We start from the raw sequence: 20,678 nt of genomic DNA on the forward strand, positions 1-20,678 counted from the left end.
CGATGGCCTCTACTGAGATATGTCGACACTCGTCAACATATCTCGAGTTGCCTCCGAGGGAAAGAACGTGGCCGAAGATTTCCGGCGGCTTCGGTCAGTGCGCGGCGATGGCCACCGCGTCGCGCAGCATCCCGGTCCCGGGATGGCAGTTGATGTACTCGTACAGCTGATCGGCGGCATCGAATACCGAGACCTCATGGTAGAGACGTAATTTCGACAGGCCCTCGGCCACCCGGAAGAACGTCGTGAAGATCCGCAGATGGGTCGGGTGGGATTCCGACCACCGCTCGAGTTGGTCGAGTGAGGCCCAGTGACCGATGTTGTAGCTCAGGTCGAGGAAGTTTCCGTCGATGTCGATATTGCGTACGAAACGGTTGCTGTAGCACCCGACGGCCGGGCCGTTGTCGCGGAGGAAGTCCATGCCCGATTGAAGAGTGGGCAGGATTTCGTCGAGGTAGAGGCTGCGCTCGTCTGCTTCCGCGTCGGCCCAGTCCTGCCCGGATCTGATCAGTGCGATATTGTCGTGTCCCCGCACTACTACGCGTCCACCTGCGGCGGGGTCACCGGCGACGACCCGTAGTTCGCCCGAGGCCTGCATCCAGTCGGTCTGAGAGATCGGAAAGCGCTCGCGCATCGAACCCCAGTAGCCATGCTCGTTGATCTCGCCGCTGACACCGTCCATGACGGCTCCCACTCCGGGGAGATCGTCCTGGAACGCGTAGAGCGTCTCGAATTGTTCGGCTCTCGGTGCCACGATCTCCCGGAAGAACCCCAATCCGTCGGACAAGCGGTCCTCGGACTCCCACCAGGAGGCCACCGGAGCTGATGTGCTCCAACGATGTTGGGAAGAAACATCTTTCCAGTACCCGACCACGATCAGATTCTCGTAGCCCTGGTTGTCGACATGGTGAGTGAGATCGTGGTGTGCCGGTCCGTCCGGCAAGTCGAAGCCGGCGACGATATCCCGCATTGACTGCAGTGCTGCCGAGCGCTGATCCTCGCCGCGGAACTGCACGCCGAGATAGCCCATCACGACCTGGTGCAATGTGTCGTCCGCACGCCCGACCCACATGGGAAATGGTGGCGAATAGGTATCCGGAACGCGCCTGGTCAGCGTGCGCGGGCATTGAAGATGTTCACCGATTGCAGATTCCATGAGTGCTCCCTGTGATGTAGGTGGTCGGATCGGGTGCCTGGCACTTGGCAACGCCGTGCCGAAAATCTACGCCCGCGAGGCCGAGCAAACTTGGCCGTCAGCGCCCGATACTTGGCCTACCGCGCCGAGAATTGTGGATAGGCGTCGGCGACAGAACGTTTTGAACATCATGTTGAATGGGTAAGTGTCCGAGGATGTTACAGATCAGCGGGCAGTGCTTGTGGGGGCCACTGCTTGCGACCGGTATTGCCGCGGGCTGATCCCGAACTCCGCCTTGAATGCGCGACTGAAGGCGGCCAGGTCGGTGAATCCCCAGCGGTGAGAAATCTGGGTCAGCGACCGCTCTACGCCGTGGCGTTGCACGATCTCACGACGGCAACCGTCGAGTCGACGGCTGCGAATCGAACGCGACACCGTTGTGCCGTGTTCGGCGAAGGCTCGGTGCAACTGGCGAATGGAGACTTTGACTGATCCCGCGATGTCCACCGGTGACAGGGCCGGGTCAGCGAGGCGGGCGTCTATGGCCGACAGAGCGGATTCGTACAGGCCAGTTCGCCGGGAGACGATCGGACGCGCGGTTGCGTGAAGAACCGACTTGACCAGGCTGCCGATCTCGTTGACGACTTCCTCCTCGTCTCCGCTCGCGTCGGACGTCATGCGGACGGAGGCAAGATCGTGAAGAAAGCGACCCAGCAGGCCACTCAGGCCCGCGTGTCCGTCGAAGGCAATGGCGGTCAAGCTCGTGACCTCCGCGTCGCTGAGTGACAGGTATGACCGTGGCCAGGTGAACACCTCGAGTCCCCAGATGCCGTCGTGTGCGTGTCCCTCGATCTGCCAATCGAAGGGGCGCGTGGTGTCGTACAGGACGTAGTCGCCACGTCGCAGGACGCATTCGCGGTCGTCTTGCCGCACTACCGCGCTACCGCGGCGGATCATCCCGATTTGCAGATAGTCCGCACCGTCGCTCTTGATCAGGCTGCTGCTACGGACTATTCGTTGTTCCATCGATTGAACTGCGGACACCCGAACGTGTGCGAGTTGGGCCGAGTGCACGGCCCCGCTGAATCCATCGCCGTCTTCGATATCGGATACGTCGAGCGCGACAAAATGCTCACGCAACAAATCTGCCCAGTCGCCCGTGAGAGTCGTGCGTGTGGGCAGGGAGAAGCCGGATCGCGCGAGCATTGCAGGGCGCCTCCTCGCAGAAAAGCCGAAGTTCTCGGGTGCTCGATGTTCAGAGAGTAATCCCGCACATCGGACATGTCGATAGGAGTCGACATGTCATCACGTCGGGAGAAATTGTTTGCCATACAAACAACGCCGAGTTATTGTTTGTCATACAAACAAGTAGGAGTTCGTGATGGTCACCGAGTCAGTTCCCGCAGCGCGCGCGACGCGTGAGTCGGGCAAGCAGACGCGCATGGCACTGTTCAACGCTGCAACCGAGCTCTTCCTCGAACATGGCGACAGCGTGTCCATCGCGCATATCTGCACCGCCGCCGGCGCCCATCCCAACCAGGTGACCTACTACTACGGCTCAAAAGAGAAGCTCTTCGTCGAGGTGGCGTGTGCAGCCGTTCTGCGCGCAGGCAAGCGTGCCGAGGTCGATGCCGCCGACGCCGACACCGTGGGCGACTACACCGAGAAGCTGGTCGGATCACTCCTCGGCTCGGGCGCTCCCAGTGTCGAACTGTTCGTGGAAGCGATGATGATGACGGGTCGCCGTGGTGAACTCCGCGATCTGATCTCCGAGACGCTTCGCACTCTGCATTCCTCGGGTGAAACAGCCCTACTCCGTACCTTGATCCGCACCGGCTGGCAGCTGCGCGCGGGCATCGACGTCGAATCCAAGGCCTTCTGGTCTGCGATCTTCGGCCTCGTCATTCAGAAAACTGCCACCGGCGAGAGCTTCGGTTACTCCCTCGAGGAGGCGGTCGCCGTCATCTTCGCCACTCTCCAGATACCCGACGCCGTACTCAACAGCTCGATGGAATGAACTCTCTTCGAGCGTGATTCTCCGACAAGGACTTCGATGAACATCGTTCGCGTATTCGACAGCAACGTCACCAAGACCCCGGACAAACCCTTCCTGATATTCGACGGTCACGATCACACGTACTCCCAGGTTCAGGACGGAAGTCGACGCGCCGCAGGCTATTTGCAGTCGCTGGGCGTGCAGCCGGGCGACCGCGTCGCGCTGATGTGTTACAACACTCCGGGATTCGTGTACGCGATGCTCGGTGCCTGGCGCTTGGGCGCCGTCGTGGTCCCCATCAACCACAAGATGCAGACTCCGGAAGTTGCCTACGTGCTGGGACACGCGAAGGTGTCGGTGTGCGTCTTCGACGGTGAGTTGGCGCCGGTTGTCGGTCGACTGGAGACAACGGCCAAGCTGATCAGCACGGACTCTGTCGCAGACGGTTTCGACTTCTTCGACGACGCCATCACCCGCCAAGAGGGCGTTGACGGTATCGACATCGACGAGAACGATCCGGCTGAAATCCTCTACACCTCGGGGACTACCGGCTCGCCCAAGGGCTGCGTCCACAGCCACCGCAACGTCGTCGGTGTTGCCGTCACCGCGGCCCTCGCCGTGTCGACGACTCGGGACGAGCGCCTGCTCATGGCCGTCCCGATCTGGCACGCTTCCCCGCTCAACAACTGGTTCATGTCCACGCTCTACATGGGCGGAACCGTCGTGCTGCTGCGCGAGTACCATCCCGTCAAATTCCTGGAAACTGTTCAGGAACAACGTATTACCCTCTGCTTCGGCCCGCCGGTCATCTACACCACTGCACTCAACCTCGTGCCGAACTTTGCCGACTACAACCTCGGTAGCGTTCGTGCGTGGTTGTACGGCGGCGGACCGATCGGCGCGGATGTCGCTCGGCGACTGGTGGAGTCGTACGGCACCACCGAATTCCGGCAGGTCTACGGCATGACCGAGACCGGGCCGGTGGGCACTGTGCTGTACCCCGAGGAGCAGTTGAGCAAGGCGGGCTCGATCGGCCGCGTCGCGCTGGCCGGCGTCGACCTGCGCCTGGTTGCCGATGACGGCACCGACGCGGAGCCCGATCAGATCGGTGAGATCTGGCTGCGCGCCGACACCGTCATGCAGGGGTACCTCGACGACCCCGCTGCCACGAAGGCTGCTTTTGCCGACGGAGGTTGGTATCGCACCGGCGATCTGGCGCGCAAGGATGCGGACGGTTACCTCTTCATCGTCGACCGCGCGAAGGACATGATCATCACGGGCGGTGAGAACGTCTACTCCAAGGAGGTCGAGGACGTGATCTCCGGCCACCCGGACGTCGTCGACGTCGCCGTTGTCGGAAAACCCAACGAAGAATGGGGCGAGACCGTCGTCGCACACGTCGTCTGGCGTGAACCGGATGTCATCAGCGCCGACGACATCAAGGACTACCTCTCGGACAAGTTGGCGCGCTACAAGATTCCGCGTGAAGTGGTGTTCGCGACCATTCTTCCGCGTACACCGACCGGCAAGATCCAGAAGCACCTCATCCGCGCAGCGAGCTGAAAGGCCTGTCATGACTGATATTTCCGAGAAGACCGTCACCCACCCGGCTCCGCATCGCACCCATGCAGTGCTCAACCAGTCGGTACCGCGCACGGACGTCAACGAGTTCCAGCTCGATACGGTCCTGGTCGAAGGCGTCGCGCGCCACGACGCCGATTGGGCCACAAGCGAACTCACCGATATTGGTGAACTGGTTGGCAGTGCTGGATTCCAGCACGACGCCGAGCTGGCCAACACGGTGATCCCCGAATTGAAGACTTTCGATCGTTGGGGAAACCGCATCGACGAGGTCGAATACCATCCGTCGTATCACCGGATCATCTCTGCCGCCGTTGCGCACGGTGCTCACACCTCTGCCTGGGCTGACCCGAAGCCGGGCGCCAACGTGGCTCGGGCCGCGGCATTCATGCTCTTCTCCCAGGTCGAACCGGGCCACGCGTGCCCGATCTCCATGACGCACGCTGTGATCCCCTCGCTCGAGCTGCAACCCGACGTGGCCGCCATCTGGACCCCGCGTGCCCTTTCTCGGAGCTACACCCCCGAGTTGGATGCTCCCGGAAAGGCATCCGCGATATTCGGAATGTCGATGACGGAAAAGCAGGGCGGCTCCGACGTGCGAGCCAACACGACCATCGCCAAGCCGGCCGGACGTGGCGGCCCGGGTGCGGACTACCTGCTCACCGGACACAAGTGGTTCTGCTCCGCGCCGATGTCCGACGCCTTCCTGGTTCTCGCTCAGGCCGAAGGGGCTGCCGGCGAGGGACTTTCCTGCTTCCTTCTCCCCCGCATCCTGCCCGACGGCACACGCAACGTCTTCCGTATCCAGCGTCTGAAGAACAAGCTGGGCAACAAGTCCAACGCGTCGTCCGAGATCGAACTCGACGGCACCGTCGGCACCATGATCGGCGAACCGGGTCGTGGCGTGCGGACCATCATCGAAATGGTGTCCCAGACGCGACTCGACTGCATCCTCGGCAGCACGGCAGGTATGCGTCAGTCGGTCGCCGAAGCGGTGTGGCATGCACGGCACCGCAGCGCTTTCGGTGCCGTCCTGGCAGATCAGCCGGCGATGACGTCGGTGCTTGCCGATCTGGCTCTCGAATCCGAAGCCGCGACCATCACCGCACTGCGATTGGCTCGCGCGCAGGACGAGGACGCGGACGAGCAGGAAAAGGCGTTCCGCCGACTCGCGACGGCTGTTGCGAAGTACTGGATCTGCAAGCGCGGCCCGCACCACTCCTACGAGGCACTCGAGTGCCTGGGCGGTAACGGTTACACCGAGGACTTCCCGCTTGCCCGTCGCTACCGTGAGCAGCCCGTCATGGCCGTGTGGGAGGGGTCGGGCAACGTCATCGCACTCGATGTCCTGCGCGCGATGACCCGTGAACCCGATTCCGTTGCCGCCTTCGACCACGAGGTCAACCTCGCTCGCGGCAACAACCCGGTCCTCGATCAGCACCTCGATCGGGTACGACGCCAACTCGGTGAGCTCGCCACGATGGCACCCGCCGACGCCCAGCTCCGCGCTCGGACCGTCGTCGAGGCAATGGCGTTGGCGCTGCAGGCTTCGCTCATGGTGCGCCACTCCCCGGCCGCCTCGTCCGATGCGTTCATTGCCGCTCGCCTCGGCGCCGACCGTGGTCACGAGTACGGAACTCTGCCTGTGGGAACAGATTTCGCCGGAATTCTCGCGAGAGCCTAAGGCTGCTCCCTCAGTACCCTGGTGACGGTGTGTACTGCCGGCGTCGGATTGTTCGGTCGCCATGCCATCGCGATTTTCAGCGTGGGCGTGGCCCCGGCGATCGGCAGGTACACGACCCCGTCCATGGACAGATGCGCCGTCGACTCCACGACGACGGCGATCCCGACCCCCGCTCCGACCATGGCCAACAGGCTGTACGGATCGGGGGCTTCGTGCGCGACGGTGGGCGTGAAACCTGCTGTGGCGCAGACGGACAACGTCGCATCGCGCACCACCGAGCCGTGCTCGGCGGGATACATCACGAATCGCTCGGTTGCCAGGTCTTCCGGTGACACCGAGTCCCTGGTACTGAGGTGATGCCTGGCCGGGACCGCGACCATCAAGGTTTCCTCGCGCACAGTGTGAGTCTCGAATCCGCGCGGAATGGGCAGGCCGACTATGCCCATGTCGAGTGTTCCGCGTCGGAGAGCGTCGAGCACCTCACCCGAGTACATCTGCGGCCGTAGGTCCAGTTCGATTCCCGGATGGGAGTCGGCCACCGATCGTGTGAGGGCCGACAGCACCGTGTAGCCGCCCGTTCCGCCGAAACCCACCGTGACACGGCCTGTTTCCCCGGTCGACGCCGCTGATGCGATATCCCGTACCACGGCGATCTGCGCTTCGATGATTCGTGCGGGCGTGACCAAGGCTTCGCCGGCTGCGGTCAATTGCACTGATCTGGTGGTCCGGACAAACAGGTCGGTGCCGAGTTCGCGCTCGAGCGCCCGAATGGTCTGGCTGAGCGGCGACTGCCCGATGTGGAGTCGCTCGGCGGCCCGGCCGAAATGAAGTTCGTCGGCGACTGCGAGAAACGCGCGCAGCTGACGCAATTCCATGTCGCTCCTCCCGGGTTTCATTATGTGGTTCTCTCACATAAATGAGTCGAACTAAGTCTTGGACTCTACATGGATTTCGGACGATAGTGATTCACGCCTCACATTGCATCCCTTGGTGATGCCCGACGCGAGAATCAGGGAGAACCGTGGATCAACACCCAGGTCAAGACACCAATCCGCCTGAATACAACACCAAACAGGCGCGCAAGGCCGGAATCACGGCGTTTGTCGGAACGACTATCGAGTGGTTCGACTTCTACATCTACGGAACCGCATCCGCCTTGGTGCTCGGCCCGCTGTTCTTCCCGGATGCGTCGCCGGCGGTGGGAACACTCGCCGCCTTCGCGACTTTTGCCGTGGGATTCGTGGCTCGTCCGGTCGGCGGAGTGGTGTTCGGTCATTTCGGAGACAAGTTCGGTCGCAAGAACGCCGTGATCATCACCCTCGCGCTCATGGGGTTGGGAACTGTCGGTGTCGGCCTCCTCCCTACGTACTCCCAGATCGGGATCTGGGCACCGATACTGCTTGTGGCACTGCGTGTTCTCCAGGGCATTGCCATGGGCGGCGAATGGGGTGGCGCCGTATTGATCGCCACCGAGTTCGCTCCCCCGAAGAAAAAGGTGCTCTACGGTGCGTTTGCGCAGCAGGGTTCACCGGTCGGCAACCTGCTCGCGACGCTGGCCTTCCTCGGCCTGACGTTGATGTCGGATTCCGTGTTCGAGTCGTGGGGTTGGCGTCTGCCGTTCCTCGGATCCGCAGCTTTGGTGATCGTCGCTCTCTACATCCGACTGCACATCTCCGAGACACCCGAGATGAAGAAGGCTGTTGCGGCACAGGAACGTACACGGATGCCGCTGGTCGAAGTGTTGCGTTCGCATCCCGTCGAACTTGCTCTCGGCGTCGGCGCTGTGGTTGCCGGTGTTGCCATCACGTACGTCAAGACAACCTTTGCGCTCTCTTGGGCGACAACGGATCTCGGCTTCGAGCGCAGTGACTTCCTCCTCGTGATCACCGTGGCACTGGTAGCCCAGGCGCTCGTACAGCCTTTCGGCGCTGTGCTGGCCACGCGGATCGATCCGTCGAAAGCGGTCCGTTGGATGCTGCTTCCGGAGATCGTGCTCCTACCACTGATGTTCGTGCTGGTTCAGACGGGCTCCGTGCCCTTGGCGATTCTGGGTATGGTCCTCGCGACGGCGCCTCACGCAATGTATTACGCCGCGTTGGCCGGCATCCCGGCGCAGGTTTTCCCCACCAATGTTCGGTATACCGGCATCTCTCTGTCGTACCAATTGTCGACCGCCGTATTTGCCGGAACGGCCCCGATGGTCAGCCAGTATCTGCTGACGCGAACCAACTCGATCTGGCCGGTCGTCGCTCTTGGGCTCGTGTATGTCGTTCTCTCCCTTGTCTGTATGACGGCATTGTTGCGCAGGAGTGCGCTGCACGCGCAAGGGCTGGAGTCGACGAGCTCCTCGAACATGACCGATGTTTCCACCCTGAAAGGCGTTGACCACTGATGAACTTTGCACACACCGACCCCGCTCTGACAGCGGTAGTGGACAGATGGACCGCCGGGGCGGACCGAGAGACGTTGAACGGATTGCTCGACCGACTGGGCCGAGATGCCGCCGGCCGTTTGTCCGAGCTTGCCGACATTGCAGACAAGAACCCGCCGGTGCTGCAGCAATTCGACAAGGCCGGTGACCGCGTCGACCGGATTTCCTATCACCCGGCCTACCTGGAACTGTGCCGGGCGGCGTACAACGAGTACGGCCTGTCCGCCATGTCGCACCGAAAAGGGTTGCACGGATGGGACTCCGTGCATCCGCCACTCGCGAAGTACCTCGCGTCGTACATCTTCGTGCAGGCAGAGTTCGGGCTGGCCTGTCCGGTGTCGATGACAGATGCTGCTGCGCGGACCCTGCGTATGTTCGGTGATCCGGCCGTGTTCGCGCCCTGGATCGACGCGTTGACGTCGACGGACCCCGAGCAGGCGAAGACGGGTGCGATGTTCATGACCGAGATTCAGGCAGGAACCGACATCGCCTGCACCGAAACACGCGCCGAGCCCGACGGTGACGGATGGGTTCTGACGGGCAAGAAGTGGTTCGCCTCCAACCCGGATGCCGATGTGATCATCACCCTCGCGAGATTCCCGGGCGGACAGGATGGTTCGACGCGTGGAGTTGGAATGTTCATGGTGCCCAAGACCTTGGGATCCGGCGAGCGCAACAACCTCACGATCGATCGTCTCAAGGACAAGCTGGGTACGCGTTCCATGCCGAGCGGCGAGGTGACGCTGAACCGCGCGCACGCACTCCAGGTCGGTGAACTCGATCGAGGGTTCCGCCAGATGGCGGAGATGGTCAACACGTCTCGCCTCTCCAATGCGATGCGTTCGAGCGCTCTCATGCGCCGAGCAGTCCGCGAAGCCGTAGAACATTCGAAGAGCCGAGTCGTGTTCGGTAAGAAGCTATTCGACCAGCCTCTGATGCGGGCGACGCTTCTTCCCCTTGCTCTCGATGCCGAGGCTTCGCTGGCCCTGGTCGCGTACAGCGCACAGTGTCTTCAGGCAGCAGACGGCGGCGACGAACAGGCGCACGCACTGATCAGGGTACTGACGCCGATCGCCAAACACTTTGTCTGCAAACGCGCGCGGGTGGTCACCGGCGAGGCCATGGAGGTGCGCGGAGGAAACGGCTACATCGAGGAATGGGCCAACGCGCGACTAGTGCGGGATGCCCACTTGGGCTCGATCTGGGAGGGCTCGAGCAATGTCATTGCGCTGGACGTACTTCGGTGCCTACGCAAGTTCAACTCGCACCGCACGGTCGCGGAAGCGATGACGGACATCTTGTCCACCGTCGGACCGGATTGCGAAGCCGGGGCCGGAGTTCTGTTGCGGCGCTGGGAGGAACTGGTAGAGGAAGGAGATCGTTTGATCTCCGGATCTGACGATGCCGCCCAGGCCGCCAGCGCAAAGTATGCCGACGAGCTCGCTCGTGCCGTCATGGCGACCCTGCTTTTCGATCTTGCGGATCACGGCATCCGACACGGTAATGGGTACCGGTCACTGCTGGTGGCTAATTCCTACCTGGCCGGTCTTGCCGGGAAGGTGCCGTCGGCTGCGCTCGGCAATCTCGACGTGATAACCGACGGCGGCGACGTCGAGCTGGATGATGCACGTGACGTCGTAGCCGAGTTCCTCTCTGTAGCAGGTGGTCATCGGTGAACTCTCCAACAGGCCCCACACCCCTCGCCGGTGTCCGTGTTCTGGATCTGTCGAAGATCCTTGCCGGGCCGTACGCAACCATGTCGCTTGCCGATCTCGGTGCCGACGTCACCAAGATCGAACACCCTGAAGGCGGCGACCCCACGCGTTCGTGGGGGCCTCCCTTCGTCGGGGTAGATGCCGCCTACTACCTCGCGATCAACCGCGGTAAGAAGTCGGTCACGATCGACCTCAAGTCCACCGAAGGACAGGAGATCATCCACCGCATGCTCGAAGAGACCGATGTAGTCGTGGAGAACTTCAAGCCGGGCAGCGGATTACAGAAGATCTTCGACTACCAGGCGCTGTCCGAGCGATACCCGCATCTGATCACCCTGCACATCTCTGCCTTCGGTGAAGAAGGACCGCTGCGCGACGAACCGGGGTACGACATGATCGCGCAGGCCGCGGGTGGGCTCATGTCGCTCACCGGTGAACCGGGTGGTGCTCCGATGAAATCCGGGTTTGCGTTGGGAGACTTGGGCGCAGCGCTCTTCGGACTGGTCGGTGTCCTGGCCGCATTGGTCGAGCGAGGCCGGACCGGGCGGGGACAGTACGTGACCACGTCGCTGTACGAGTGCCAACTCGCGATGCACGTGAACTGGGCGACCAGTTACTTCGCCACCGGTGAGCGCCCGACTGCGTTGGGCTCCGGTCATCCGAATCTTGCTCCGTATCAAGCATTTCCTGCCAGCGACGGGTACTTCGTCATCGCTGTCGGTAACGACGGGATGTGGGCGTCGCTGTGCGAGGCCATCGGAAGGAGTGAACTGGTCACCGATCCGCGTTTCGTCCACAACCGCGACAGGGTGGAGAACCGCGAGAGTCTGGAACGAGAACTCACCAGCGCCTTCACATCGGAAACCGTCGAACACTGGTGCGCTCTTCTCGCCGAACGCGCCGTGCCGGTGTCACCGATCCGCCATCTCGACGAGATCTACTCCGATCCCCACACCGCCGCGCTCGGAATGGTCGGAACCGTCGACCATCCGACGCTCGGACCGTTGAAGCAAGTGGCCTTTCCGGTCAACTTCTCCGGCCAGAGGCCACGTCTGACGTCGGCGCCGCCCGTTCTCGGCGCCGACAACGACGAAGTCCTTGGTACCGCTCAGGCCAGCCCGCTCAACGCAGGCGGTGTGTTGTCGTCGCGCCAACCGATGGCCTCGACAAGCGTCGTGAGGTCGTAGTCCGGTCCGCTGACGCCGACGGTGAAGAGCGAGACGCCGTCGGCGACCAGGTCAGCAGCATTCTCGAGCCCAGGCCACGGAACCGAGTGCTCTACTTCCAGCGGGTTCCGGCCTACGTCGGCGCAGTGGTCGGAGAGGATGTCTGACTTGCGCAGGTGTGTCTCACGGTCACCGAAGCTGTGCCAGACGTCGGCGTATTCGGCGACCAGGCGCAGGGTCTTCTTTTCGCCGCCACCGCCGATGAGGACCGGGATGTTGCGCGTCGGCGGCGGGTTGCCCTTCGCCAGGCGCCCCGTGATGCGGGGGAGGTATTCGCCCAGCAGTTTCAGCCGTGAACCGGGAGTGCCGAAGTCGTATCCGAACTGGTCGTAGTCCTTCTCGAACCAGCCGGCACCGATGCCGAGGATCAGGCGTCCGCCGCTGATGTGGTCGACGGTTCGCGCCATGTCGGCGAGCAGATCCGGATTGCGGTAGCCACCACCGGTGACCAGGGCGCCGATTTCGACGCGTTCGGTCTGCTCGGCCCAGGCGCCGAGCATGGTCCAGCATTCGAAGTGGGCGCCGTCGGGATCGCCGGTCAACGGGTAGAAGTGGTCCCAGTTGAAGACGATGTCCACCCCGGCGTCCTCGGACCGCAAGACGGCGTCGCGTATCAACCCGTAATCGGGTGCGTGCTGGGGTTGGAGTTGAACACCGATGCGTACCGGACGAGTCATGCCACGCTCCTGACGAGAGGAATGGTTGTCTTCTCCCATCATGGCCGGGTGTGCGCGGTACCGCTACCGCCGCCGTCGGTGACGGGTTTGCCCGCACTTGTACCCACCCCTTTTCGAGCGAACGGTACTTTCGGCGCCTTAGATCGACTGAACGTGCCGTTCGCTCAAACAGGGGGGGCGGGCAAAAACAGGGGGGGGCGGGCAGAAACAGGGGGCGGGCAAAAACAGGGGGCGGGTAAAAACAGGGGGCGGGTAAAAACAGGGGTGGTCTGCCCACAGCAGACAGGCGGGGCCGCGGCACTGCCGCGCCGGTAGGAATGGATTCATGACTACTGAAGCGCCCACCGATACCGGCTACCGTGACCTGTTGACAGACAGGCTCTTCCGACAGCGAACCATTCTGCTCACCGGCGAGGTCAACGACGCCATGGCCGAACGTGTGTGTTCGGAACTGGTGCTCCTCGCCACCACCGACCCCAAGCGCGACATAGTGCTTTACATCAATTCACCCGGCGGATCGGTGTTTGCCGGGCTGGCCATCTACGACACGATGAAGCTCATCCCCAACGACGTCGTGACGGTCGCGATGGGCTTCGCCGCCAGCATGGGCCAGGTGCTTCTCTGCTCCGGCACCCACGGCAAGCGAATCAGCCTGGCGCACAGCCGCATCATGATGCACCAACCTTCGGCAGGTATCGGTGGCACTGCGGTGGACATTGCGATCCAGGCCGAGAGCCTCGAGCTGATGAAGCGTCAATCGCAGGAAATCCTCGCCGCCGAAACGGGCCGGACCGTCGAAGAGATCGAGACCGACAGCGATCGGGATCGCTGGTTCACCGCCGAGCAGGCGCGTGAGTACGGAATCGTCGACCGCGTCGTGACGTCCTTCGCCGAGATCGCACCGCAAGCCACCTTCCCCAAGATCGGATTGTGACGTCATGTCCCAGTACACGATTCCCAGTGTCATCGAGCGAACACCAACGGGTGAGCGATCTTTCGACATCTTCAGCAGGCTGCTCAACGAACGCATCGTCTTTCTCGGCACAGAGATCGACGACGGCGTCGCCAACGTCGTGATGGCTCAGATGCTGCATCTGCAAGCCGACAACCCGGATCGCGAAATCGGTTTGTACATCAACTCTCCCGGCGGTTCCACCACGGCGATGCTCGCGATCTACGACACCATGCAGTTCTTGAAACCGACGATTTCCACGTACTGCATGGGTCAAGCGGCTTCGGCTGCTGCAGTGCTTCTCGCCGCAGGCACTCCGGGCCATCGGCATGTTCTTGCCCATTCGCGGGTGCTGCTGCACCAACCGTCGACGCAAGGTAGCGGCACCATCTCGGACCTCGCGCTTCAAGCAGCCGAGATCCTGAGAATCCGGGAGCAGACCGAGGCGATTCTGAGTAAGCACACCGGTCAGAGCGTCGAGCGGCTCCGCAAGGACACCGATCGCGACAGGATCTTCACTGCCGACGACGCTATCTCCTACGGACTGGCTGACACCCTCATCGAAGGGAACTGATCAGGCTGCCATCAGGACGGGACCGGAGATCGGTGCGGGAGAATGTCCGAAGGTGAGGGAGTTGAGCGCAACGATCCTGTTGCCCGCTCGGAACAGCAGGTGCTCGAGCGGCATCCCGAGCGCTTCGCAGATGGCGCGCAGAATTTCCGACGACGGTTCCTTCTTGCCCCGTTCGATCTCTGAGAGGTACTGCTTCGACATCCCGACCTTTGCGGCTACGTCGTCGAGAGTTCGGTCCTGATCGCGTCTGACCTCCCGCAGCACTCGTCCGTAGGCTTCACGAATCAGCGGGGGTTTGCGCACGGCGACAGCCGGATCGGGGAGTTCCGACTCACCCTTGACCAGGACCAGTCTGCGCGGCGCATCCATAGGCCGAGTATTCCAGCCGACCGGTTCGCACACCACCCGGTTCACCGAGGGCTGACATCTAGTCCGTTCGAACACCACCAGCAAGAAACATCGCTCGAAGAACGAAGGTCGCCTCGGGTCCGATGATCTCACCGACCAGGCTCGTATAGCGGTCGACGAACTCGGGCCCGTGGGAGGCCTCGTCGGAAGTGGGGTCGCCGAGGTGGTGCGCAAGTTCGTGCAAGACAACGAATTCGCGTAGCGCCCACCGGCCGTCACGGTCGTCCGGGACGGCGATGACGTCGTTCGAGTAGTGAGCGGCGGCATTGCCGGCGCGGGAGCGTACGGACACCGGAACGGTTGCGCGAGGCCAGGTCGCGAGTACCCAGTTCAGCCCGAGTAGCTGATCGCAGTACGCCTGGACCGACTCCACGGAACCGAATTTGCGCTCGACCGGCAACGTGATGGTGGAACCCATGACCTCGACGCTCCGAAGTCCGCGCTCGTCGGCGCGATCGAACATGGTGCGCACCAACGTCTCTGCCTCGTAGACGGCGCTCCGCTGCGTATCCCTCACGAGTCGAGCTGCCCGCGCACCCCGCCGATCTCCGGCAGGTTTCCCAGACGTGCGGAGCGCGCCGCCCGATCACCCGCTCGTCGAGCATGCGAGGAGTGCCCGGCACTCGCGCGACCACCGCCCCGCCACGTCCCACGTGCCTGGGAGTTGGACGAGTAGTAGTCCTTGAGCTCGATTTCCTTGTTGCGCAGCACGAGTGCGGTTTCCGAAGACGACGTGGCAGATTCTGCGATCGCCGCCTTCTCCGTCTCCTGCTTCGTCTCGGCCAACCGAGCGCCGATGCGGGACGCGTACGCCATCTGGAAGTTCAGGCGCGCCGTCACTCCGGCCACCGGCTTGCGGACCTGCGTGTTGACGCGTCGTCGTCCACGAGTTTCGACGACGGTCCGCACGGATGTTTCGCCGCGGTACGCCCCGGAGCGCACGTACGCGTCGGAGTCACGGACCATCTGGAAGAGCAGGCTCGAGTACAGCGCTTCGCACACGTCGATGTCACCGGCGAAGCCGTAGGCGTAGATGACGGCCGACGTCTGCGCGATGTCGCACTGTACGTCGTTGGCAGCGGCGATCGCGATGAACAACTGGGCGTACGTTCGCAGCCCACGCTTGCCCGGTTCGCCGATGGTGATGAGCCGCTGAGTGGGTGTCGCACGTTTTTCCGAGGACGCGGTGTGCGCCCGCGCGACCGCCAGGTCGATCGCGGAACCGGTGGCCAACCGCTGCGCGGCGGCCATGAAGGCTTCACCTTCGTGTGGATTGTCGGTGGACTCCGCTTGGCGAAGCAGCGCACCGATGCGGGTCAGCATCTTCTCCGAACTCACCGTGAAAGACTACGCTCGCGCGCCGACACGGACGTTTATGCTGCTAGCGCACACGCTCACCCTCAACTTGGATCGTCCGGCACGTTCCTGCCGGTAGAAGGGATCAACCCCGTCATGGCTTCAGTGACTTTCGAGAGCACCACCTGCCTGTTCCCCGGATCGAACACCCCGGCAGTGGACAAGCTCGACCTCGAGATCGAGGACGGCGAGTTCCTCGTCCTCGTCGGACCATCCGGCTGCGGAAAGTCGACCACCCTGCGCATGCTCGCCGGGCTCGAAGACGTCCACAGCGGGCGCATCCTCATCGGCGACCGCGACGTCACCGGTCAGGAACCGAAAGAGCGCGACATCGCGATGGTCTTCCAGAACTACGCGCTGTACCCGCACATGTCGGTGGCCGAGAACATGGGTTTTGCGCTCAAGCTCTCCGGAACCAACAAGACGGAGATCCGCGCCCGCGTCGAAGAGGTCGCGAAGATGCTCGATCTCGAGCCGTACCTCGACCGCAAGCCCAAGGCGCTGTCCGGTGGTCAGCGTCAGCGAGTTGCGATGGGCCGCGCCATCGTCCGCCAGCCGCAGGTCTTCCTCATGGACGAGCCCCTCTCGAACCTCGACGCGAAACTCCGTGTGCAGACGCGTACGCAGATCGCTCAGCTGCAACGACGCCTCGCGACGACGATGGTCTACGTGACCCACGACCAGGTCGAGGCCATGACGATGGGTGACCGCGTCGCCGTCCTCGAAAAGGGAATCCTGCAGCAGTGCGCCTCGCCGCGCGAGCTCTACAACAAGCCGAAGAACGTCTTCGTCGCCGGCTTCATGGGTTCACCCGCGATGAACCTGTTCACCCTCCCCGTCGTCGACGGCGGCGTCGCATTCGGTGACGGGATCGTTCCGGTTCCGCGCGAGACGATGAACGGTGTCGTCGAAACCGAGGTTGTTCTGGGTATTCGCCCCGAGCACCTCGAGATCGCCGCCGAAGGCCTGCCGATGGAGGTCGACGTCGTCGAGGAACTCGGTTCCGACGCCTACGTCTACGGACGCACCACGATCGGCGGGCGGTTGCAGCAGATCGTTTCGCGTGGTGACTGGCGCAACCCGCCGCAGAAGGGCGAGCGAGTCAACCTGCGCGTCGACCCTGAGAAGGTGCACATTTTTGCCACCACCGACGGGCGTCGCCTGGGTTAGGCGGACCTGTCAAACGACACATGACCGATTCAGGTTCGGCGTAATACCCACAAGTAGGGGTGTCTCGTGCCACAGTAGGGGCCGATGCCGGGAGCCGGCACCCATGGCGCATGCCGTGAGCCGGCTCTCGGTGACCGTCTATTTGTCATACACATACGGGGAGCGAATCCATGGTTCTGAACTCGAAGGCGATGCGCCGCGCTGCAATTGCAGCCACGGCAGCGTCCATGCTGGTACTGGCAGGCTGCTCGTCCGATTCGGACAAGGACAGCGGAACCAGCACCACGGCCGCATCCGGGGGATCGTCCTCGAGCGAAGGCCGCGGACCCATCACGATCGTCGAGGGGCAGGATGCCCTGAACGAGGCGCTCGAAAACATCATCACCGACTGGAATGCGGAGCATCCGGACGAGAAGGTCACGCTCAAGCCGCTGGCCAAGGAAGCCAACGCGCAGGTCGACGACATCACCCAGCGCATGCAGGCCAAGAGCGACGAGTACGACCTCATCGGCGTCGACGTCGTCAACACCGCTCAGTTCGCCGCAAACGGCTGGCTGCTGCCGCTCGAGGGTGACCTCGCGATCGACGAGTCCGGCCTCCTGCCGTCGACCGTCGCTTCGGGCACCTACAACGGCAAGCTCTACGCAGCGCCGAAGAACACCAACGCCGCGTTCCTGTACTACCGCAAGGACCTCGTCGAGAAGGCTCCCACCACGTGGGCCGAGCTCAAGGAAAACTGCCCGAAGGCTGTCGAAGCCGGCATCTCCTGCTACATCGGTCAGTTCAAGAACTACGAGGGCCTGACGGTCAACACCACCGAGATCACCAACGCTTTCGACGGCCCGTGGGTCGGCCCGGACGGACTCACCCCGGCCATCGACGACAAGACGAAGGCAGGCGTTCAGTCGATCGTCGACAACTTCGCCGACAACACCATCCCGCAGGAAGCACTGACCTACTCCGAGGGCGAGTCGCAGACCGCGTTCGGTGACGGCAAGGCACTCTTCATGCGCACGTGGTCCGGCTTCTCGGTCGACGGTGAGAAGACCTCGGTTGCCGGCAAGTACGGCTACACCGTTCTTCCGGGTGTCGACGGACCGGGCGCTTCGACCGTCGGCGGCTACAACGTCGGCATCAGCGCGTACTCCGACGCGCCGGCAACGGCTCGTGACTTCCTCGAGTTCATGCAGACCAAGAAGTCGCAGACGTACTTCACCGAGGTCGGCGGCGCACCCGTCCTCTCGGCTGTCTACGACGACCCGGCAGTGCTCGCCCAGTTCCCGTACTTCGCGACCCTGAAGGAAGCACTCGCTACCGCTCAGCCGCGCCCCGTCACGCCGTACTACACGCAGGTGTCGAAGTCGATCTCCGACAACACCTACGCTGCTATTCGCGGCGAGAAGACCGTCGAGCAGGCTTTGGCGGACACCAAGGCCGGCATCGAAACCGCCGGTAACTGATCTACCAGGAGCAATAAGCAATGGCAGAACCGCAGGATCCTTCCGCGGCTGTGCCTACCAACCCCACGGTCGGGGCCGGTTCAACCGGTCCCGACCGTTCGGGCGTTGGTGGGAGACACCGTGCACCGGAACCGCTAGAAGAGCCGTCGGCATCCGAGGCAGCAGGGACATCCCTGACCAAGGTTCTGCCTGACCTTGCAGCTACTCCACCCCCACCGACCTCGCCCCCGCCTGCGTCGGCCGACAAGCCGAAGAAGCGTCGACGAGTTCCGGTGTGGGCGTTCGTCGCACCGTCGCTGATCGTTCTCGCCGTCATCATTCTGTATCCGCTCGGACGAGCGATCTGGATGTCGATGCACAGCGACGGCAAGAAGCTCGACCCCGAGACCGGCATGTTCGTCACCGGTCAGTTCACGTGGTTCGAGAACTACAAAAACTGGATCACCGAGTCCTGCAACACCGCCAACGGCTCGATTCCATGCCCGCCCGGCACGCTCGGATCGCAGTTCTGGCAGTCGATCGGAAATACGTTCGGCTTCACCGTCGTCACCGTTCTGCTCGAGACGGTGATCGGTCTGTCGATGGCGCTGATCATGGCCAAGACGTTCCGCGGCCGCGGTTTGCTCCGCGCTTCCGTGCTGATTCCCTGGGCCATCCCCACCGCCGTCACCGCGAAGCTCTGGTTCTTCATCTTCGCCAACGACGGCATTGCCAACAAGATCCTCGGCACCAACATCCTGTGGACGGCGGATCCCTGGCCGGCACGATTCGCGATCGTCGTCGCCGACGTCTGGAAGACCGCGCCGTTCATGGCGTTGCTGATTCTCGCGGGTCTGCAGATGATTCCCGCCGACGTCTACGAGGCCGCCAAGGTCGACGGTGCGACGGCGTGGCAGCGGTTCCGCATGATCACGCTTCCGCTGGTCAAGCCCGCACTCATGGTGGCGGTGCTCTTCCGCACGATGGACGCGCTGCGCATGTACGACCTGCCCGCGATCATGATGGGATCCAATCCCGCCACCTCCACCATCTCGGTTCTGGTGGTCGATCAGATGCGCGTCGGCGCCAATTCGGCGTCGGCCCTGTCCACCATCACGTTCCTCATCATCTTCGCTGTGGCCTTCATCCTGGTCCGATTCCTCGGAGCCAATGCGGTCAGCACGCAGGAAAAGCAGCGGAAGGGGGAGCCGGTATGAACAAGGCACTACGCGGCAAGATCGGCACCTACATCGGCGTCGTACTGATCATCGTGTGGGGACTCGCTCCCTGCTACTGGATGATCGTGACGGCGTTGCGCGACCCGGCTGACACGTTCTCGACGTCGCTGTGGCCCACCAATCTCACGCTGTCGAACTTCACCGCGGCGCTCGATCCCGACGCGAAGGTGAACTTCACCCGGGCACTGATGAACAGCCTCATCATCGCGGGTGCGACCACGCTGATCGCCTTGGTCATCGGCGTGTTCACGGCGTACGCGCTCTCGCGATTCGATTTTCGTGGCAAATACTTCGTCACCGGAATCATCCTCGGCGCGTCCATGTTTCCGGTCGTCGCCCTCGTGACCCCGCTGTTCCAGTTGTTCACCGACATCGGCTGGATCGGCAGCTACAAAGCGCTGATCATCCCGAACATCTCGTTCGTGCTGCCGCTGACGGTCTACACGCTGACGTCGTTCTTCTCCGAACTTCCGTGGGAGCTCGAAGAAGCGGCGCGTATCGACGGCGCCACCCGTGGCCAGGCCTTCCGTCTGATCATGCTGCCGCTCGCCGCGCCGGCCCTGTTCACCACCGCGATTTTGGCTTTCATCGCAACGGTCAACGAGTACCTGCTCTCGCTGCAACTCTCTAGTGACAAAACCGCGCCCGTCACGGTGGCGATGGCCAAATTCTCCGGAACCGACCCATTCGTCACGCCGTACACCTCGATCATGGCCGGCGGAACCCTTGTGATGATCCCGCTGGTCATCATGGTTCTCATCTTCCAGCGACGCATCATCGCCGGTCTGACCGCAGGCGGCGTCAAGTCGTGATGCGGGCTTCGGGCGCGCGGTATCGATGAGGCGGGCTTCGCGCGCCCAGCGCATGGAGCTGATCGCCGGCTTCATCTCGGTCTTCGCCCTCATGGCGTTGATCGGCGCTGTGGTCGCGATCGTCAAGGGCGACCCCGGCGTGATGCCGTCTTTGGTGCTGCTCGGTTGCGTCGTCGCTCTCGGGCTGGCGTTCCGCGGATATCGGAACGCGGTCCGAGCAGAACGTCGCGAGTAGCCAGCCCGGTAGGGTGACATTTCGGTATCGCAGTTGCCGGGAGTTATCT

The 20,678-nt window shown here is 62.9% G+C and carries 20 protein-coding genes; 13 read left to right on the forward strand and 7 right to left on the reverse strand.

Going from position 1 to position 20,678, the window contains the following annotated elements; genetic code table 11:
• Positions 1-94 precede the first annotated feature (94 nt).
• Both oxdA and AC2ETI_RS27405 read right to left on the reverse strand, forming a co-directional pair.
• The gene (oxdA, locus tag AC2ETI_RS27400) at positions 95-1,156 is read right to left on the reverse strand and encodes an aliphatic aldoxime dehydratase (protein WP_047889984.1); all 1,062 of its coding nucleotides are present in this window, start codon (positions 1,154-1,156) and stop codon (positions 95-97) included.
• 204 nt (positions 1,157-1,360) lie between these two features.
• Positions 1,361-2,341 (reverse strand): helix-turn-helix domain-containing protein, encoded by a 981-nt coding sequence (locus tag AC2ETI_RS27405; protein WP_020909771.1) that lies wholly within the window; start codon positions 2,339-2,341, stop codon positions 1,361-1,363.
• A 175-nt stretch (positions 2,342-2,516) separates the two neighbouring features.
• Here AC2ETI_RS27405 and AC2ETI_RS27410 point away from each other — a divergent pair, with 175 nt between their 5' ends.
• Genes AC2ETI_RS27410 through AC2ETI_RS27420 form a run of 3 tightly spaced genes read left to right on the forward strand, consistent with a single transcriptional unit; the run spans position 2,517 to position 6,396 of the window.
• Positions 2,517-3,152, forward strand: coding sequence for a TetR/AcrR family transcriptional regulator C-terminal domain-containing protein (locus AC2ETI_RS27410; protein ID WP_315873369.1), 636 nt, complete (start codon positions 2,517-2,519; stop codon positions 3,150-3,152).
• Between the two features lie 36 nt (positions 3,153-3,188).
• Positions 3,189-4,694, forward strand: coding sequence for a class I adenylate-forming enzyme family protein (locus AC2ETI_RS27415; RefSeq protein ID WP_020971425.1), 1,506 nt, complete (start codon positions 3,189-3,191; stop codon positions 4,692-4,694).
• A gap of 10 nt (positions 4,695-4,704) precedes the next feature.
• Positions 4,705-6,396 carry an acyl-CoA dehydrogenase family protein gene (locus AC2ETI_RS27420; protein ID WP_084325707.1) on the forward strand — a complete coding sequence of 564 codons (1,692 nt, stop codon included), beginning with the start codon at positions 4,705-4,707 and terminating at the stop codon, positions 6,394-6,396.
• On the opposite strand, the gene AC2ETI_RS27425 is transcribed toward AC2ETI_RS27420, so the two are convergent.
• Entirely contained in the window at positions 6,393-7,271 is an 879-nt protein-coding gene (locus AC2ETI_RS27425; protein WP_134998701.1) for a LysR family transcriptional regulator, read from the reverse strand. The genes AC2ETI_RS27420 and AC2ETI_RS27425 overlap by 4 nt on opposite strands.
• A 146-nt stretch (positions 7,272-7,417) precedes the next feature.
• Here AC2ETI_RS27425 and AC2ETI_RS27430 point away from each other — a divergent pair, with 146 nt between their 5' ends.
• Genes AC2ETI_RS27430 through AC2ETI_RS27440 form a run of 3 tightly spaced genes read left to right on the forward strand, consistent with a single transcriptional unit; the run spans position 7,418 to position 11,729 of the window.
• Positions 7,418-8,788, forward strand: a complete 1,371-nt coding sequence (locus AC2ETI_RS27430; RefSeq protein ID WP_483634676.1) for an MFS transporter — start codon at positions 7,418-7,420, stop codon at positions 8,786-8,788.
• A complete protein-coding gene (locus AC2ETI_RS27435) occupies positions 8,788-10,503 on the forward strand; it encodes an acyl-CoA dehydrogenase family protein (protein ID WP_483634677.1) in 1,716 nt (571 codons plus the stop codon). Before AC2ETI_RS27430 ends, AC2ETI_RS27435 begins: the two co-directional genes overlap by 1 nt.
• Positions 10,500-11,729, forward strand: coding sequence for a CaiB/BaiF CoA transferase family protein (locus AC2ETI_RS27440; RefSeq protein WP_092765787.1), 1,230 nt, complete (start codon positions 10,500-10,502; stop codon positions 11,727-11,729). Before AC2ETI_RS27435 ends, AC2ETI_RS27440 begins: the two co-directional genes overlap by 4 nt.
• On the opposite strand, the gene AC2ETI_RS27445 is transcribed toward AC2ETI_RS27440, so the two are convergent.
• Positions 11,651-12,445 carry an LLM class F420-dependent oxidoreductase gene (locus tag AC2ETI_RS27445; RefSeq protein ID WP_483634678.1) on the reverse strand — a complete coding sequence of 265 codons (795 nt, stop codon included), beginning with the start codon at positions 12,443-12,445 and terminating at the stop codon, positions 11,651-11,653. The two genes, AC2ETI_RS27440 and AC2ETI_RS27445, sit on opposite strands and share 79 nt — an antisense overlap.
• A 325-nt stretch (positions 12,446-12,770) precedes the next feature.
• Between AC2ETI_RS27445 and AC2ETI_RS27450 the strand changes: the two genes are divergently transcribed.
• The gene (locus tag AC2ETI_RS27450) at positions 12,771-13,379 is read left to right on the forward strand and encodes a ClpP family protease (RefSeq protein ID WP_020909763.1); all 609 of its coding nucleotides are present in this window, start codon (positions 12,771-12,773) and stop codon (positions 13,377-13,379) included.
• A 4-nt stretch (positions 13,380-13,383) separates the two neighbouring features.
• Positions 13,384-13,971, forward strand: coding sequence for an ATP-dependent Clp protease proteolytic subunit (locus tag AC2ETI_RS27455; protein WP_003945993.1), 588 nt, complete (start codon positions 13,384-13,386; stop codon positions 13,969-13,971).
• Here AC2ETI_RS27455 and AC2ETI_RS27460 read toward each other — a convergent pair whose 3' ends face one another.
• Genes AC2ETI_RS27460 through AC2ETI_RS27470 form a run of 3 tightly spaced genes read right to left on the reverse strand, consistent with a single transcriptional unit; the run spans position 13,972 to position 15,717 of the window.
• Positions 13,972-14,340, reverse strand: a complete 369-nt coding sequence (locus AC2ETI_RS27460; RefSeq protein WP_003946041.1) for a helix-turn-helix domain-containing protein — start codon at positions 14,338-14,340, stop codon at positions 13,972-13,974.
• A 58-nt stretch (positions 14,341-14,398) separates the two neighbouring features.
• Complete coding sequence (locus AC2ETI_RS27465) at positions 14,399-14,896, reverse strand: TIGR04338 family metallohydrolase (protein ID WP_047889992.1); 498 nt, start codon at positions 14,894-14,896, stop codon at positions 14,399-14,401.
• Complete coding sequence (locus AC2ETI_RS27470; protein ID WP_021346121.1) at positions 14,893-15,717, reverse strand: DUF2786 domain-containing protein; 825 nt, start codon at positions 15,715-15,717, stop codon at positions 14,893-14,895. The genes AC2ETI_RS27465 and AC2ETI_RS27470 overlap by 4 nt, the downstream gene beginning before the upstream one ends.
• Before the next feature lie 114 nt (positions 15,718-15,831).
• Here AC2ETI_RS27470 and AC2ETI_RS27475 point away from each other — a divergent pair, with 114 nt between their 5' ends.
• The 5 genes from AC2ETI_RS27475 (at position 15,832) to AC2ETI_RS27495 (ending at position 20,629) form a co-directional block, all read left to right on the forward strand.
• Positions 15,832-16,905 (forward strand): ABC transporter ATP-binding protein, encoded by a 1,074-nt coding sequence (locus AC2ETI_RS27475; RefSeq protein ID WP_019746115.1) that lies wholly within the window; start codon positions 15,832-15,834, stop codon positions 16,903-16,905.
• Between the two features lie 170 nt (positions 16,906-17,075).
• Positions 17,076-18,365 carry an ABC transporter substrate-binding protein gene (locus tag AC2ETI_RS27480; RefSeq protein ID WP_003946022.1) on the forward strand — a complete coding sequence of 430 codons (1,290 nt, stop codon included), beginning with the start codon at positions 17,076-17,078 and terminating at the stop codon, positions 18,363-18,365.
• A 20-nt stretch (positions 18,366-18,385) separates the two neighbouring features.
• Positions 18,386-19,561, forward strand: coding sequence for a carbohydrate ABC transporter permease (locus AC2ETI_RS27485; protein ID WP_078377577.1), 1,176 nt, complete (start codon positions 18,386-18,388; stop codon positions 19,559-19,561).
• The gene (locus AC2ETI_RS27490; protein WP_019746113.1) at positions 19,558-20,394 is read left to right on the forward strand and encodes a carbohydrate ABC transporter permease; all 837 of its coding nucleotides are present in this window, start codon (positions 19,558-19,560) and stop codon (positions 20,392-20,394) included. The genes AC2ETI_RS27485 and AC2ETI_RS27490 overlap by 4 nt, the downstream gene beginning before the upstream one ends.
• A 25-nt stretch (positions 20,395-20,419) precedes the next feature.
• Positions 20,420-20,629: a hypothetical protein gene (locus tag AC2ETI_RS27495; RefSeq protein WP_019746112.1), complete on the forward strand. Its 210-nt coding sequence runs from the start codon at positions 20,420-20,422 to the stop codon at positions 20,627-20,629.
• Positions 20,630-20,678 lie beyond the last annotated feature (49 nt).

Source organism: Rhodococcus sp. MurmanLake-1, assembly GCF_056945715.1.